The following is a 15,913-nucleotide window of genomic DNA, read 5'->3' as shown; positions in this document are numbered from 1 at the left end:
GGGCCGCCTCATGCCGAGACGGCCCTTTTTCGTATTCGCGCTTCTTTGGCACTGCTGTCAGCCTCCCTGGCGGGATGCGCACCGCTGAAAGCCCCGCCACTCTGGGCCTCATCCCATGCAAGCCCGTTTTATCCCGCCAAATCCCGCCGCTTAGCCTTCAGTGCCATAACCCCCGCTAACTCACAGATGCCTCGATGATCAAACGCCTGATACCTCTGCTGATTCTCGCCCTTGGCGTGGCGGCGTTCATGGCCTTGCGCCTGACGCGACCGGAGCCGGCGGAGGTCTCCGCCCGGGAACGTAGCTGGCAGGTCGAGACGCTGACCGTCGAGCTGGCCGAGCATGCGCCGGTGCTGCCCCTGTTCGGTGAGATCGTGGCGCCGGAGCGCCTGGAAGTGGTGGCGCCGCTGGCGGGGCGCATCGCCGAGCGGCCGGTGCGCGAGGGCCAGCGAGTGGCGGCGGGCGAGCTGCTGGTGGCACTGGACGAGGCGGACAGTCAGCCGCCGCTGCGCCAGGCCGAGGCCGAGGTGGCGGATCTGCGTGCGCAGATCGACAGCGAACGCATCCGCCACGAGAACGAACAGGAGGCGCTGGCGCGCGAGCGCGACATCCTGGCCAATGCGCAGCGGTCGCTGGAGCGGGTGGAGTCGCTGGTGGAGGGCAACCTGGCCTCGCGGGCGGAGCTGGACGAGGCGCGCGATACCCTGGCGCGGGCACGGCTCAACGTCACCACCCGCGCCAGTACCGTGGCCGAGTACCCCTCGCGGATGAAGAGCCTGGAGGCGCGCCTGGCGCGCGCCGAGGCGGTGCGCGATGCGGCCCGGCGCGATGCCCAGCGCAGCCGTGTCACCGCGCCCTTCGATGGCGTCGTCACCGGCGTGCAGGTGGCGCCGGGAGATCAGGTCGCGGCGCGGGCGGCGCTACTGTCGCTCTACCCGCAGGATGGGCTCGAACTGCGCGCGCGCGTGCCGCGTCGCTATCAGGCGGAGCTGGCCGCCAGGCTGGAGCGCGGCGAGGCTCTCGAGGCGGTGGCCCAGGAGGGCGGCCAGCGCTTCGTGCTCGAGCGCCTGGCCGGCGAGAGCGAGCCCACGGGTACCGAGGCGATCCTCGCGCTCGATGGTCCCGCCGAGGGCCTGCGGCCGGGCAGCCTGGTGCCGGTGTGGCTGCAGCGGCCCGCGGTGAGCGATGCCCTGGCGGTGCCGTTCAGCGCCTTGCACGGCAGCGACGTGCTCTATCGGGTGAGTGACGATTCGCGCCTGGAGCGCGTCCAGGTGCAGCGCCACGGCGAGCTGCCCGGGCCCGACGGTGCGCGCTGGGCGCTGGTTTCCGCCGCCGAGCTGGCCGACGGCGACCGGGTGGCGGTGACCCATCTGCCCAATGCCATGACCGGGCTGCGCGTGGAGGTGGCCGAGTCGGCCGACGAGGAGCCCGGGGCATGAGCCGGCGGCGCGGAATCATCGGCTTCTTCGTGCATCACCGGGTGGCGGCCAACCTGGTGATGCTGGTCATGCTGCTGGGCGGCGTGCTCGGGCTGAGCCGCATGAACATCCAGTTCTTTCCCACCTTCGCCCTCGATGTGGTCACCGTGCGCGTGGCGTGGAGCGGCGCTTCCGCCGAAGACGTCGAGGCGGGCATCACCGACCCGCTGGAGCAGCGCCTGCGCAGCCTCTCGGGGCTCAAGCGCATGACCTCCACCTCGGCCCAGGGGGTGTCCAGCATCACCCTGGAGTTCACCGAACAGAGCGACCCGATTCTCGCCCTGGACGACGTGCGCCAGGCAGTGGACGGTTTCACCAACCTGCCGGCGGACGCCGAAACGCCGGACATCGAACGCGTGGCTCGCTACGAGCCGGTGGCGCGGCTGCTGGTGCATGGCGAGCTGAACGAACGGGAGCTACGCCAGCTGGCGCACCGCTTCGAAGACGAGCTGCTGTCGCGCGGCATCGATCGCGTGGAGATGAGCGGCCTGCCCGAGCAGCAGATCAGCATCGAGGTGCCGGCGGAGCGGCTGCAGGCGCTGTCGCTGTCACTGGATGACATCGCCGCCCGCGTGGCGAACGTGTCGCGAGATCTGCCCGCCGGGGTGCTCGGCCAGCAGGATAGCGCTCGCGAACTGCGCTCGCTGGAGCAGCGCCGCGACCCGCTGGGCTTCGAGAGCCTGCCGGTGATGAGCGGTGATCGCTTCACGCTGCAGCTGGGCGACATCGCCACGATCCGCCAGGAGCCTCGCGAGGGAACGGTGCAGCTCAGCCGCCATGGGGCGCCGGCGGTGGAGCTGATGCTGCAGCGCGCCGAGGACGGCAACTCGCTGGAGGCGGCGCGCCGCTTCGAGGCGTGGCTGGCCGAGACGCGCCCGTCCCTGCCACCCAGCGTGACGCTGGAAGTGCACGACGAGACCTGGCAGCTGATCGCGGAGCGCATCTCGCTGCTCATCGACAACGGCCTGGGCGGTTTGCTGCTGGTGCTGGTGCTGCTCTATCTGTTCCTGCCGGGGCGGGTGGCGTTGTGGGTGGCGGTGGGCATCCCCACGGCCTTCATGGCCTCGCTGGGCGTGTTCTGGGGGCTGGGCGGCTCCATCAACATGATGTCGCTGTTCGCGCTGATCATGGCGCTGGGGGTGATCGTCGACGACGCCATCGTGGTGGGCGAGGATGCCGACGCTCACCACCGCCTGGGCGAGGCGCCGCGCAACGCCTCGGCCGGGGCGGCGCGGCGCATGCTGTGGCCGGTGGTGGCCTCGTCGCTGACCACCATCGCCGCCTTCATGCCGCTGCTGATGGTGGGCGGGGTGATCGGCAATATCCTTGGCGACATTCCGGTGATCATGATCTGCGTGCTGATCGCCTCGCTGCTGGAGTGCTTCGTGGTGTTGCCGGCACACCTGCGCAACGCCTTCGTGCCGCGCGCGGACGAAGGGCGGCCGTTGCGCGGCCCGGCGCGATGGCGCAGCGGCTTCGAGACGCGCTTCGAGGCGTTTCGCGAGGGGCCCTTCCGGCGCTTCTCGGCGCTGACGCTGCGCCACCGCGGCGCCACCCTGGCCATGGCGGTGGCCGTGGCGCTGTTCACCGCCGGGCTGCTGGCGGGCGGCCGCCTGGGCTTCCTCTTCTTTCCTACGCCGGAGGCCAGCGTGGTGTACGCCAACGCCAGCTTCGTGGCCGGTACGCCCGAGGAACGGGTCGACCGCTTTCTCGACCACCTGCAGCAGACCCTGGACGACACCGAGCGGGAGCTGGGCGGCGAGCTGGTGGATACCGTGGTGGCGCGCCACGGTGCCACCCTGGAGGGTGGAGCGCCGAGCCGCAGCGCCGAGGAAGTGGGCTCGCTGATGATCGAGCTGGTGTCGCCCGACCACAGGGAGGTGCGCAACGCCGATTTCATCCGCGCCTGGCGCGAGCGCATCGCGGAACCGGCGGGTCTGGAGAATCTCACCATCAACGAGCGCAGCGCCGGTCCGCCGGGCAAGGACGTCAACATTCGCCTGACCGGCGAGGATGCGGTGGCACTGCGCCGCGCGGCGGATTCGTTGTCCGAGTCGCTGTCGAGCCTGCCCGGCGTGCTCGACACCCAGGACGACATGCCCTGGGGACGCGAGCAGCTCATCTACCGGGTCAACGCCTTCGGCGAAGCGCTGGGCCTGACCACCGAGAGCCTGGGTCGCCAACTGCGCACTGCCTTCGACGGTCAGGTCGCCCAGATCTACCAGTCGGGCCCCGACGAGATGGAGGTTCGCGTGCAGCTGCCTCGCGAGCAGCGCGAGCGTCTGTCCACGCTCTCCCGTCTGGCGATCACCCTGGACGATGGCCGCCAGGTGCCGCTGGAGCAGGTGATGTCGGTGGACTACCGTCAGGGCTTCGAGGCCCTGCGCCATGCCGATGGCCAGCTGGCGGTGGAGGTCACCGCCGAGCTCGATACCCGAGTGACCAACGCCGAGGAGGTGCTGGCGAGCCTGGATGCCGAGACGCTGCCGCGGCTGGCCCGCGAGCATCACCTGCGCTACAGCTTCGAGGGTCGCGCTGCCGACCAGCGCGAGACGCTGGCCGACATGCGCGTCGGCTTGCTGGTGGGGTTGGCGCTGATGTACGGCGTGCTGGCCTGGGTGTTCGCCTCCTGGAGCCTGCCGCTGATCGTCATGGCGATCATCCCCTTCTCGCTGATCGGGGCGCTGCTCGGTCACTGGGCGATGGGCCTGGAGCTCACGATTCTGTCGCTGTTCGGTCTGTTCGGGCTCTCGGGAATCGTGGTCAACAACGCCATCATCCTGGTGAGCTTCTATCGGCAGCAGCGCGACCGTGGTCTGGCCGTGGACGAGGCGCTCAACGAGGCGGTGGTGCAGCGGGTGCGGGCGGTGCTGCTCACCGGCCTGACCACCATCGGCGGGCTCTTGCCGCTGCTTTTCGAGACCTCGTTGCAGGCGCAATTCCTGATTCCCATGGCGGCTTCCATCGCCTTCGGCCTGGCCGGCTCCACCTTCCTGGTGCTGCTGGTGATTCCGGCGCTGCTCTCCTGGCTGGAGAAGGGGCGCGAGCGCTGGGCCGAGCGGCGCCGGGGCCAGGCGACGGCGAGCGAAACGGGGAGGGGATGATGCATCGGGACGATTATCGCGATCACGATGGCCTGGGGCTGGCGGCGCTGATTCGCCGCGGCGAGGTGAGCCGAGAGGAGGTGTTCGAGGCCGCCCGCGGTGCCATCGAGGCAGACGACCCACGGTTGGGCGCCGTGGTGCGCACGCGCTTCGAACGCGCTCGCGTCGAGTGCCGGGCGGTGCCCGACGATGCTCCCTTCGCCGGGGTGCCGACGCTCACCAAGGATCTGCTGATGGCACTGGCCGGCGAGCCGCTGGCCTTCGGCAGCGCCGCACTGGCCGACTGGCGGCCGGGCGAGGATTCGACCCTGGTGACGCGCCTGCGCCGGGCGGGCCTGGCGATACTCGGCCAGACGGCTACGCCCGAGCTGGGGCTAATGGGCATTACCGAGCCGCGTGCTTTTCCCCACCCGGTGAACCCCTGGAAGCCCGAGCATTCGCCGGGCGGCTCCAGCGGCGGGGCGGCCGCGGCGGTGGCCGGCGGGCTGGTACCGCTGGCCATGGCCGGCGACGGTGGCGGTTCGATCCGCATTCCCGCCAGCTACTGCGGGCTGTTCGGCTTCAAGCCCTCGCGCGGGCGGGTGCCGTTGGGGCCCGGCCACGCCGAGGTGTGGCAGGGCGCGGTGGTGGAGCACGCCGTGACGCGCAGCGTGCGCGACAGTGCGGCGCTGCTGGATGCCACCAACGGCATGGACGAGGGTGGCCCCTATCCGCTGCTCCGCGAGGATGGCTTTCTCGCCGCACTGGAGCGTCCGCCGGGGAGGCTGCGGGTGGCCGTCTCGCTGGGCGAGCCGCTGGGTCGTTCGCTCGGCACCCGGCTCGATCCCGAGGTGCGGCGGGCCGTGGAAAGCACCGCTCGTCAGCTGGAAGGACTGGGCCATGACGTAGAGTGGGCCGAGCCGCCGGTGGATGGCGCGGCGCTGGCCGACAGCTACCTGACGCTCTACCTGGGACACCTGGCTGCCGACCTGGCGTGGATCGCCCGCGAGACCGGCGTGCCCGTGTCGCGCCTGGCCATCGAGCCGGCCACCCGCGCCATCGGTCGACTGGGACGCTGCCTGCCGGCCCGCGACTACGAGCTCGCCAAGCGCGACTGGAACAGCGCGGCGCGGGCCATGGGCGTCTTCCATCGGCGCTTCGATGCGCTGCTGATGCCGGTGGCGGCCGCGCCGGCGCCACGCCGTGGCGAACTCTACCCGACGCAGTCCCGCGAACGGCTGATGAGCCTGCTGGCGATTCCCGGCGCGGCTCATCTGGCGCTCGAGGCAGGGGCGCTCAAACGTCTGGCCCGCGAGGCACTGGCGCGCACGCCCTATACGCAGCTCGCCAATCTCACCGGCCAGCCGGCCATGTCGCTGCCGCTGCACGTCACCCCGGAGGGACTGCCGGTGGGCGTGCAGGTGCTGGGAGCCATGGGCGACGAGCGCCGCCTGCTGGCGCTGGCCGCCCAGCTCAAGGCCGACACGCCCTGGGCGCAGCGGCTGCCGTTCGCCGGGTGGTCCGGGTAGAATGAGTGCCAATCAGCAGGGCAACCACGGTTTCGCATTACAAGGCTCCGGGGACAGGTCGAAGAGGAGGTCATTTGTCAGGGATGACAAAGGTAGCGCCCATGGAAGGGTTCACAGCGCTTCCTCGACGGTCCGGCGCCCCGGGACCTGTCGACGGAGCAGGCCGACTGCCATAGCCTTGCATCAGTCACGCAATGAGTCGCCCATGCCCGATTCCTCATCTCCGCTGTCGCCAGCCGGGGACCGCCATTTCGACGGCCTGGCCGACAAGTTCGCCGATAGCCTCTACGGGGCGCTGCGCGGCGAGCTGCGTTTGGCGCTGCTCGACCGGCTGCTGCCCGAGTTGCTCGATCTCGACGACCAGCCGCTGCTCGACGTGGGCGGTGGCCTGGGCCAGCTGGCCGGCTGGTTCGCCGCGCGCGGCCATGCGGTGACGCTGGTCGAGCCCTCCGGCGAGATGCTGGAGCGTGCCCGCCGAGCGCTTGCGGGAGCGCCGGTGCGCTTCGTCGAGGCGCCGCTGCAGGCGCTGCCCGAGCAGGCACCGGGGCCCTGGCCGCTGATCGCCTGCCATGCGGTGCTGGAATGGCTGGCCGATCCACGCGCCGCCCTGGCGACGCTGGCCGACCGGCTGGCACCGGGCGGCCAGCTGTCGCTGATGGTGTTCAATCGCGATGCGCTGCGCTTTTCCAACGTGGTCAAGGGCAACCTGGAAAAGGCCTTGGCCGACCGGCTGGAAGGGCAAGGGCGCCGCCGGCGGCTGACGCCCATCTCGCCGCTGACCCACGCTCAGGTCGTGGCATGGAGCGCCGAGTGTGGCCTCGAGATGCGCGCAGTGGCGGGCATTCGCGTCTTTCACGACTATCTGTGCCGCCCCGTGGGGGACGACACCGAGCGCAACCGGCTACTCGAGCTGGAGTGGCGCTACTGCCGTGCCGAGCCGCACTGGCGACTGGGGCGCTACCTGCTCTATACCCTGGTGCGTCCCGAGACTGGCGGCAGCGAAGCGCCCCGTACCGAGACGGCATGCGAAGAGGAGCCCCGTCCATGAGCGCCGAAACGCCGGTCTGCCAGCTATTGGAGCGTCAGGCAGTCGATTACCGCGGCTGGGTGTGGGTGGCGCCGCCGCGCGATGCCTGGCTGGAAACGGGCGAGGGCACGGCGCTGAGCGCCGATCTCGCCGTGCGCGAAGCATGGCGAGCCCGCGGCCGGCCGGCCCATTCACCGTTCGAGGATGCGCTGCCCGAAGCGCCGGGCGGGGCGGTGCTGTTCTGGCCCAAGAGCCACGCGCTGGGCGAGTGGTGGCTGCTGTGGCTCTGCGCCACCCTGCCGGCGGGAACGCCGCTGCAGCTCGTCGGTGAGAACCAGGGCGGCATCAAGCGCGTGCTCAAGGTGCTGGCGGCGCTGGGGCTGGGTTGCCGCAAGGTGGACAGCGCGCGGCGCTGTTCGCTGTTCGCCACGCGCCTGGCCGCGGTCGATCTCTCGCCGCAAGCCGTCTGGACGGCGTTCGAGGCGGACCTCGGCGATGAGCCGCTGCGGCTGGTCAGCCACCCCGGGGTTTTCGGCCACAACAAGCTCGACGCAGGCACGCGGCTGCTGCTCGAGACGCTGCCCGAGGCGTTGCCGGGCGGCGCAGGCGACGTTCTCGACCTGGGCTGCGGCGACGGCATCCTCGCGGCCTGGCTGGCTCGGCGCGGCCATGGCGTGACGGCGGTGGACGTCAGCGCCTTCGCGGTGGAGGCGACCCGGCGCACCCTGGCCGCCAACGGTCTGGTCGGCGAAGCGCTCGAGAGCGATGTCTACTCGGCGCTCGACGGGCGCCGCTTTGCGGCCATCGTCAGCAATCCGCCGTTCCATCAGGAGCGCGCCATCGATTACGGCCCGGCGGCAAGGCTGATCGGCGAAGCGCCCGAACATCTCGAGCGCGGTGGACAGCTCATTCTGGTGGCCAACGCCTTTTTGCCCTATGCCGAGCCTCTGCAGCGCGCCTTCGGCGGCTTCGAGATACTCGCCGACGACCGCCGCTTTCGGGTCTATCGGGCGGTGAAGCGCTGATTACCCTTGCGGGTCGCGGTAATCGATCTCGGTGATGACGTAGTTCGTCGCGCCGCCGGGGGCGTCCACCGTGACCTCGTCGTCCAGCGCCTTGCCGAGCAGCGCCTTGGCCAGTGGCGCATCGACGCTGATCCAGCGCTTGGCGGTGTCGGTCTCGTCGTGGCCGACGATGCGAATCTTCGTCTCCTCGCCGTCGTCATCTTCCAGCGTCACGAAAGCGCCGAAATAGACCTTTCCGGTGTCGGCCGGCAGCCGATCCACGATCTGCAGTTCGTCGAGGCGCTTGGTGAGGTAGCGAATACGGGCGATGACCCGGTTGAGCTCCTTCTTGTTGTAGGTGTAGTCGGCGTTCTCCGAGCGATCGCCGAGCGCCGCGGCCTCGCCCACCTTGGTGGAGAGCGCCGGGCGCTTGATGCGCGACAGGTGGTCGAGGATGCCGCGCAGGCGTGCTGCGCCCTCGGCGGTGATCAGATTGCTCTTGGGCTCCTGGCGCGGGTCCTTGGCGGGGTCGCGCCAACGGGTCATGTTGCGGCCTTTCATGGTGTTCTCGCCCTCCCGTCCGAGTGTTCCATTGCCTGCCATTGTCGCGCTTCGGGGCGTGCCAAGGCCAGCGACTGGCGAATCATTCAAACGTTCGTTACATTTTCCCTGGATGGAACAACGACAACGTTACCGAGGAGACTCAGCATGATTCGACACCCTGTATGGATCGCTGCCGTCGCTGGCCTGCTATCGCTGACGGCAACCGTTGCCGTCGCCTGGGAGAGCGAGGTCGCTGACCTCGAGCGGCGCTGGGAACGCATCACCACCGAGCGACCCGAAGACGAGCGCCGGGAGGCGTTCGAGCGGCTGGCCGAAGAGGCGGCGGCGCTGGTCGATGCGCATCCGCAGGCTGCCGAGCCGCGGGTGTGGTACGGCATCATCGAGGCGTCCCACGCCCGCGAGCGCAGCGGTCTGGGCGCGCTGGACAGCGCCAAGAAGGCGCGAGCGGCGCTGGAAGAGGCCGTGGAGTTGGACGCGGACGGCAACGACGGCTCGGCCTACGTGACGCTGGGTGCGCTCTACGACCGAGCGCCGGGCTGGCCGTTGGGCTTCGGCGACGAGGAGACGGCCGAGGCGATGTTCGAGAAAGCGCTGGCGATTCGCCCCGAGGGAATCGACGTCAACTACTACTACGCGGCCTTCCTGGCAGAGGAGGGGCGTAGCGAAGCGGCCCGCGAGCACGCCGAGCGGGCCGAGCGGGCCGTGGCCGGCGAGGTACGCGAGGGCCGTGAAGGCTCCGATGCGGCGCTGCGCGAGCGGGCGCGGGAGCTGCTGTCGCGGTTGTGAGCCCGGCAGGCGGCGTCGCCGGTTGGCAGGGAGAGCCGCGGTCACGATAATGGTTTCATTTTTCGTGACTCGGAGATCGCCATGAACGACTCGCGAGACGCCCCGGACCTGACGGTGGCTCGCTTCACGTCGACCGATGTGGAGCTGTTGGAGCGGCGTTGCCTGCACCGGGGCTTTTTCGGCCTGGAGGAAGTCCGCCTGCGCCATCGCTTGTTCGACGGCGGCTGGAGCGAAGAGGTGGTGCGCGAAGTGCATCGCCGCCACGACGCCGTGGGCGTTCTGCTCTACGACGTGGATCGCGATGCGGTGGTACTGGTCGAGCAGATTCGTGCCGGTGCGCTGGACGACCCCGCCTCGCCGTGGAAGCTGGAAGTGGTGGCCGGTCTGGTGAAGCCGGGAGAGAACCCCGCCGACGTCGCTCGCCGCGAGGCGCGCGAAGAGGCAGACTGTGCGGTGGGCGAGCTGATCGAGCTGCACACTTACTATCCCAGCCCCGGCGCCTGCAACGAGCGAGTGACGCTGTTCTGCGCTCTGGTCGACAGCCGCGGCCTGGGAGGCGTGCATGGGCTCGACGAGGAGCACGAGGATATCCGCGTGCATGTGCTAGGGTATGCCGAGGCTTGGGAACTCCTCGACGCAGGACGACTCGACAATGCCATGTCTCTGATCGCCTTCCACTGGCTGGCCGGACAGCGAGCATCCCTGAGAGCAAGGAGGTAGTTTGGCAAGAAGTGCGTACGTCACCGACCTTAAGGGCTTGCAGGGCGAATGCAGCGCCAACTATCTGCGCCTGATGCGCCTGCTGGGCGATATGCCGGCCGGCGAGGCGCGGGAGTTCGATCTCGTCGGCGATCACGGTCGCTTCGGCATGCTGCGTCTGTCGGTTCAGGAGCAGGCACCCTACACGACCATCGTGTGGGTCACTCAGCGCGGCATCATGGATGCCCTGATCGAGCCGCCGTGCATGCGCGTGCATCTCTATCATGACGTGCGCATGGCAGAGGTCACCGATTTTCAGCGCGAGCGCCATTTCCATGGCCGCTACCGATACCCCAACGTGCGCATGCACCAGCCCGACGAGAAGCTGCAGCTCAATCGTTTTCTCGGCGAGTGGCTGGCTCATGGCCTGGCTCACGGCCATGTCGCCGACCTGCCCCAGCTACCCTGACCGTCCTTCCCATGGATGAGTCGTCCTGACGAGATGTTGCCCCGATGCGTCTGGTCCAGATCACCGATTGCCACCTGCATGCCGATCCCGATGCCCCTTCCCGGGCGGGCTTTCCGTTGCGTCAACTGGAGCGCGTGGTAGAAGCCGTCGCTCTCGAGCGCCCCGATGTCGTCGTGGTCACCGGCGATGTCAGCCAGGACGAGACGGCGGCGTCCTACCGGCTGGCCGAGGGTGTCCTGTCGCAGCTGGCCTGCCCCTGGACGTGGCTGGCCGGCAATCACGACGATCCCGAGCCGATGGCGGCGGTGCACGAGAGTCCGCCGGAAATCGATCTGGGCGCTTGGCGTGCGCTCCTGCTGGATACCCGCGTGCGTGGCCAGCCCTACGGAGAATTGGGCGAGGTTCAGCTCGCGAGACTGGACGAGCGCCTGGCGGCGGACGACCGGCCGACGCTGATCGCCATGCACCATCCGCCGCTGGCCGTTGGTTCGCAGTGGCTGGATGCCATCGGCCTCATGGATCGCGAGGCGCTGTGGCAGACCCTCGCTGCCCATCCCCAGGTCCGGATGATACTGTGCGGCCACATCCACCAGGCCTTCGCCAGCCAGCGGCGCTGTGGCGAGGGGCGGGTGGCGGTCTACGGCTGCCCCTCCACCACGGATCAGTTTCTCGCCGGTTCGGCGGAGTTCGCCATCGACGAGGCTTCGCGCCCCGGCTACCGCGTCGTCGACTTGCGCGGCGATGAGTGGCTGACCTGGGTGGAGCGCGTCGACCTGTAGTCAAGGTCGGTGATGGCCAGGCTCGTCGCTCGCGACCGACGGCGGTCGCTTCTTTCGATTTTTATTCGATTGTCGCCTAAAAAGATAGGCAATCATTCTTTCATGTTATTACCGCTCCAGCGTACCCTGTGCGCAGATTCTCCTTTCTGCCATGCGAGGTACACGGGCCGATGACCAGTCTCCACGCTCCTGCGCGACACGCCGCGACTCGTGAAACGGCCGCTCGGACGGCCAGTGCCGAATCCAGCGCCATCAGCCCGCGGCGGATGACCCATCTGCAGCAGCTCGAGGCCGAGTCGATCCACATCATCCGCGAGGTGGCCGCCGAGTTTGCCAATCCGGTGATGCTCTACTCCATCGGCAAGGATTCTTCGGTGATGCTGCATCTGGCGCGCAAGGCCTTCTATCCCGGGCCGCCGCCGTTTCCGCTGATGCACATCAACACCACCTGGAAGTTTCGCGAGATGATCGAGTTTCGCGACCGCATGGCAGCGGAATGCGGCATGGAACTGATCGAGCACATCAACCAGGAGGGCGTCGAGGCGGGCGTCAACCCGTTCGACCATGGCTCGAGCGCTTATACCGACGTGATGAAGACCCAGGCGCTGAAGCAGGCTTTGGATCAGTACGGCTTCGATGCGGCCTTCGGTGGAGCGCGACGCGACGAGGAAGCCAGCCGGGCCAAGGAGCGGGTGTTCTCGTTCCGCGACAAGCACCATCGCTGGGACCCCAAGAACCAGCGCCCCGAGCTGTGGAACCTCTACAACGCGCGGGTCAAGAAGGGCGAGTCGATACGCGCCTTCCCGCTCTCCAACTGGACCGAGCTCGACATCTGGCAGTACATCTACCTCGAATCGATTCCCATCGTGCCGCTCTACTACGCCGCCCCGCGACCGGTGGTGGAGCGCGACGGCATGCTGGTGATGGTGGACGACGAGCGCATGCCGCTGGAGCCCGGCGAAGTGCCCGAGCAGCGCTGGGTACGCTTCCGCACCCTGGGCTGCTACCCGCTCACCGGCGCGGTGGAGTCGAAGGCCGCCACGCTGCCCGAGATCATCCAGGAGATGCTGCTGACCCGCACCTCGGAACGCAGCGGCCGCGCCATCGATCACGACCAGGCGGGATCGATGGAGAAGAAGAAACGCGAGGGGTACTTCTGAGGCGCGAAGCGCCTCAGGTAGCCGTAAGCTGTAAGCTTTAAGCTGTAAGAAAGAGCGGCAAGCGTGCAGTACCGGGAGGAACCTTGCCGAGGGCATGTCCAGACGCATGAAAAAGGACAAGAGCCATTTCTGCTGGTTGTCAGAGGCTCATGTTCAGAATTGCGGACTCAAGTCTATATCGGCATGGGTATCGGCTACATCGGTGAGCAGCAGGGTCGGCGGGGGTACAGGAAAGTCGCGATATTTCCCCGATGCTTCCTGGGTTGCTCATCACTTTGGACGACGAATGAATCTATAGCTGGAGGTCGAGGCTGTTGGGTGACTTACAGCTTATGGCTTACAGCTTACAGCTAGGAACTCTGGCCATGTCACACCAATCCAGCTTGATTGCCGATAATATCGAGCAGTACCTGCACGAACACGAGAACAAGGACCTGCTGCGCTTCATCACCTGCGGTAGCGTCGACGACGGCAAGTCGACGCTGATCGGGCGGTTGCTGCACGATTCCAAGATGATCTTCGACGACCAGTTGGCGGCGATCACCCAGGCGTCGAAGACCAGCGGTACCACCGGCGATGCGGTGGACCTGGCACTGCTGGTGGATGGGTTGCAGTCGGAGCGCGAGCAGGGCATCACCATCGACGTGGCCTACCGCTTCTTCTCCACCGACAAGCGCAAGTTCATCATCGCCGACACGCCCGGCCACGAACAGTACACCCGCAACATGGCCACCGGCGCCTCCACGGCGAGCCTGGCGATCATCCTGATCGACGCGCGCTACGGCGTGCAGACCCAGACCCGGCGGCACAGCTTCATCTGCGACCTGCTGGGCATCCAGCACCTGGTGGTGGCGGTCAACAAGATGGACCTGGTGGACTACTCCCGGGCGCGTTTCGAGGAGATCGTCGCCGACTACCGCGCCTTCGCCGAGCAGCTCTCGGCGCGTGACATCCGCTTCGTGCCGATCTCGGCGCTCGAGGGCGACAACGTGGTCGAACCGAGCGCCGCCATGCCCTGGTACGAGGAAGCGCCGCTGCTCGCCCAGCTCGAGACCGTCGAGGTGGTGCGCGACCAGAACCTTTCCGACTTGCGCCTGCCGGTGCAGTACGTCAACCGGCCCAACCTCGACTTTCGCGGCTACGCCGGCACCCTGGAGGCGGGCGTGCTGCGCCCGGGGCAGGCGATCAAGGTGCTGCCCTCCGGCAAGATCAGCCATGTCGAGCGCATCGTGACTTACGACGGCGATCTCGAAGCGGCCTTTCCGGGCCAGGCGATCACCGTGACCCTCGACGACGAGATCGACGTTTCCCGTGGCGACTGGCTGGTCGCCGCGGACGACGAGGTGGCGCTGGCCAGTGCCTTCGAGGCCGACATCGTGTGGATGCATGACGAGCCTCTCGAGCCGGGCCGCCAGGTCGATTTTCGCCTGGCCGGCCGGGCCGTCTCGGGGCGGGTGAGCAAGATCCTCCATCAGGTGGACGTCAACACCCTCGAGCGTCACGATGTCGATGCGCTGACACTCAACGCCATCGCCCGCTGCCGGGTCGAGCTCACCGCCGAGGTGCCGCTGGATCGCTATTCGCGCAGCCCCGGTACCGGCAGCTTCATCGTCATCGACAGGCTGACCAACGTCACGGTGGGTGCCGGCATGGTACGCGACGTCGTATCGGGCGAGGCCGCTGCCAGCGGCGAGATCGACTGGGTCGGCTTCGAGATCGAGCTCAATGCCCTGGTGCGAAAGTACTTTCCGCACTGGGAGGCGAAGGACGTGCGCGAGCTGCTCGCCAAGTAGCCGCGGGCCATTCCCGACGCATCGCGACCCCGGGCCTGTCCCGGGGTCGTTGCGTACTGGGCGGCCTCGGTGGCCGATTGCAGAACGGCAGCCATACGCGCTGTCACCAGGCGCAGCGCCGATGGCTGGTCGTGCAGAGCTGGCGTCATGCCGCGACCTCCTGGTTGGAGAGGCCGGCCAGCAGATGGCGCCAGGCATTGCGCTCGCGGCACCCTTCCCGGCGTTCGGCATGGATCTGCAGCAGCAGTTCGCCGTCGGCGCCGAAGGCTTCCAGGCTGGTCACGCCGCCGTCGCGGTTGGGTTTGTGTACCGCCCACACTGCATGGATGGCGGTCTCGTCGAGCTGCAGGGTGAAGTCGTTGCCGTACAGGGCGAGCCAGCCGCACCGGCGCTGTGGCGTGGGCAGCCTGCCGGTGCGTATCTGCACGCATCCCGGGCTGGCCACGAAGAGCATCAGCGGTACGTCGCTGCACGAGGCTTGCGTCAGTGCTTGGGCCACGCTGTCGACGGCCAGGCGCCGGGTAAAATGCCCTTCCACGAGAGCGTTGGCCTCGTGGCGCTCCAGACGATGGCGGCGCAGCAGGGTGGAGAACTGGTGCACGTCGCGCAGGCGGGCCCACTCCCTGGTCAGGCCGGGTGCTGGCGGCAGTGCGCGCGGGCCGCGCGGGGCGAGCTGGGTGAAGGCCGGCGAACGGCCGTTCGCCCTTGCCATCAGCGCTTGCCAGGCGGCATTGGGCGAGGACTCCCGGCAGAACAGCTTGTGTACGGCACGGCCATGGCGGTCGAAGACTTGCACGCTGTAGCGCGTGATCGGCTCGCCTCGTGCGTTGGGCAGCACGTCGCGGATCGCACAGGCCCAATGCCACTGCTGCAGGTGCAGGCGCAGGTCGAGTCCGTCGGGGGCGTGCAGCAGACCGGGGTCGGCGGCATCGGCGCTCGGGTAGCGGCCGTGCTGCTCGAGCACTGCACCGCCGGAGCGGGTCAATGCCTTGACGTGGCCCAGAGCGTGCAGCTGACGTGCCAGCGCCTTCGGCGTCAGTGCCAGGCTGATCACGTCGCGGCCGATGCGGGCGGCCTGTAGTTCGCCTTCGCTGATCTCCAGGCGTTGGGCGATGTCGAAAGCCGGAAGGCGCTGCGAGGCCCGACGGGCGGCATCCAGGGCGTCGAGGATGGCAGGAATGCGGGTGGCATCGCTCATGGTAATCTCCTGGTTACCGTTGCAGGCCGCAGGATCGGGATGCGGCCGGCTTCAGGAAGTGAGGATCAGCTTGCCGTTGCGGGTTTCGCGCAGCTGATAGGTCTTGCCTTGGTGTTCGATGATCAATTGACCTTGTATGCCGAGTAGCTCGCGACTGTCGATGCGCCGCTCGGGCAGCGTCGGGCGGCGTTGCGGTGTGTCGTGCGCAGAGGCGTCGAGTCGTGACGATGGCATGGTGAGGCCTGCCTGGGGTCAGAGGGTGTTCGGGTTTAACGAGAATAATTATTGTTCAATTCGTGATGAGGGTCAAGCGCCGGGAGCGCCGATTGCGGTAAGCTGTCGAA

Annotated in this window: 14 protein-coding genes; 11 read left to right on the top strand and 3 right to left on the bottom strand. The window is 68.3% G+C overall.

Features of this window, described 5'->3' with window-relative positions:
- Positions 1–194 precede the first annotated feature (194 nt).
- The 5 genes from BLP96_RS15370 to BLP96_RS15350 all read left to right on the top strand — a co-directional run bounded on the left by BLP96_RS15370 (position 195) and on the right by BLP96_RS15350 (position 8,142).
- Entirely contained in the window at positions 195–1,439 is a 1,245-nt protein-coding gene (locus tag BLP96_RS15370; RefSeq protein WP_089687900.1) for an efflux RND transporter periplasmic adaptor subunit, read from the top strand.
- The gene (locus BLP96_RS15365; RefSeq protein WP_089687897.1) at positions 1,436–4,582 is read left to right on the top strand and encodes an efflux RND transporter permease subunit; all 3,147 of its coding nucleotides are present in this window, start codon (positions 1,436–1,438) and stop codon (positions 4,580–4,582) included. Before BLP96_RS15370 ends, BLP96_RS15365 begins: the two co-directional genes overlap by 4 nt.
- Complete coding sequence (locus tag BLP96_RS15360) at positions 4,582–6,090, top strand: amidase (protein WP_089687895.1); 1,509 nt, start codon at positions 4,582–4,584, stop codon at positions 6,088–6,090. The genes BLP96_RS15365 and BLP96_RS15360 overlap by 1 nt, the downstream gene beginning before the upstream one ends.
- Positions 6,091–6,295: 205 nt before the next feature.
- A complete protein-coding gene (locus tag BLP96_RS15355; RefSeq protein WP_089687891.1) occupies positions 6,296–7,138 on the top strand; it encodes a methyltransferase domain-containing protein in 843 nt (280 codons plus the stop codon).
- Positions 7,135–8,142: a class I SAM-dependent methyltransferase gene (locus tag BLP96_RS15350; RefSeq protein ID WP_089687888.1), complete on the top strand. Its 1,008-nt coding sequence runs from the start codon at positions 7,135–7,137 to the stop codon at positions 8,140–8,142. Before BLP96_RS15355 ends, BLP96_RS15350 begins: the two co-directional genes overlap by 4 nt.
- Here BLP96_RS15350 and greB read toward each other — a convergent pair whose 3' ends face one another.
- Positions 8,143–8,682, bottom strand: a complete 540-nt coding sequence (gene greB / locus BLP96_RS15345) for a transcription elongation factor GreB (RefSeq protein WP_089687885.1) — start codon at positions 8,680–8,682, stop codon at positions 8,143–8,145. It abuts the gene before it with no gap.
- Between the two features lie 147 nt (positions 8,683–8,829).
- Here greB and BLP96_RS15340 point away from each other — a divergent pair, with 147 nt between their 5' ends.
- From BLP96_RS15340 to cysN, 6 genes are all read left to right on the top strand, one after another.
- The gene (locus BLP96_RS15340; RefSeq protein WP_089687882.1) at positions 8,830–9,471 is read left to right on the top strand and encodes a tetratricopeptide repeat protein; all 642 of its coding nucleotides are present in this window, start codon (positions 8,830–8,832) and stop codon (positions 9,469–9,471) included.
- Between the two features lie 81 nt (positions 9,472–9,552).
- Positions 9,553–10,191 (top strand): NUDIX domain-containing protein, encoded by a 639-nt coding sequence (locus BLP96_RS15335; protein ID WP_089687879.1) that lies wholly within the window; start codon positions 9,553–9,555, stop codon positions 10,189–10,191.
- Between the two features lies 1 nt (position 10,192).
- Positions 10,193–10,639, top strand: coding sequence for a DUF1249 domain-containing protein (locus tag BLP96_RS15330; RefSeq protein ID WP_089687876.1), 447 nt, complete (start codon positions 10,193–10,195; stop codon positions 10,637–10,639).
- A 44-nt stretch (positions 10,640–10,683) separates the two neighbouring features.
- Positions 10,684–11,418, top strand: coding sequence for a phosphodiesterase (locus tag BLP96_RS15325; RefSeq protein WP_089687872.1), 735 nt, complete (start codon positions 10,684–10,686; stop codon positions 11,416–11,418).
- A 170-nt stretch (positions 11,419–11,588) separates the two neighbouring features.
- Positions 11,589–12,578: a sulfate adenylyltransferase subunit CysD gene (cysD, locus tag BLP96_RS15320; RefSeq protein WP_089687869.1), complete on the top strand. Its 990-nt coding sequence runs from the start codon at positions 11,589–11,591 to the stop codon at positions 12,576–12,578.
- A gap of 365 nt (positions 12,579–12,943) precedes the next feature.
- Positions 12,944–14,371: a sulfate adenylyltransferase subunit CysN gene (gene cysN, locus BLP96_RS15315; RefSeq protein WP_089687866.1), complete on the top strand. Its 1,428-nt coding sequence runs from the start codon at positions 12,944–12,946 to the stop codon at positions 14,369–14,371.
- A 145-nt stretch (positions 14,372–14,516) separates the two neighbouring features.
- On the opposite strand, the gene BLP96_RS15310 is transcribed toward cysN, so the two are convergent.
- On the bottom strand, positions 14,517–15,569 hold the full coding sequence (locus tag BLP96_RS15310) for a ChuX/HutX family heme-like substrate-binding protein (RefSeq protein WP_089687863.1): 1,053 nt from the start codon (positions 15,567–15,569) through the stop codon (positions 14,517–14,519).
- Between the two features lie 51 nt (positions 15,570–15,620).
- On the bottom strand, positions 15,621–15,803 hold the full coding sequence (hemP, locus tag BLP96_RS15305; protein ID WP_089687860.1) for a hemin uptake protein HemP: 183 nt from the start codon (positions 15,801–15,803) through the stop codon (positions 15,621–15,623).
- Positions 15,804–15,913: the final 110 nt, after the last annotated feature.

The sequence above is a fragment of the Billgrantia gudaonensis genome (assembly GCF_900100195.1).
Lineage (GTDB): Bacteria > Pseudomonadota > Gammaproteobacteria > Pseudomonadales > Halomonadaceae > Halomonas > Halomonas gudaonensis.
The sequence above is the reverse complement of the archived record's forward strand: the minus strand, read 5'-3'. Positions and strand labels throughout refer to the sequence as shown.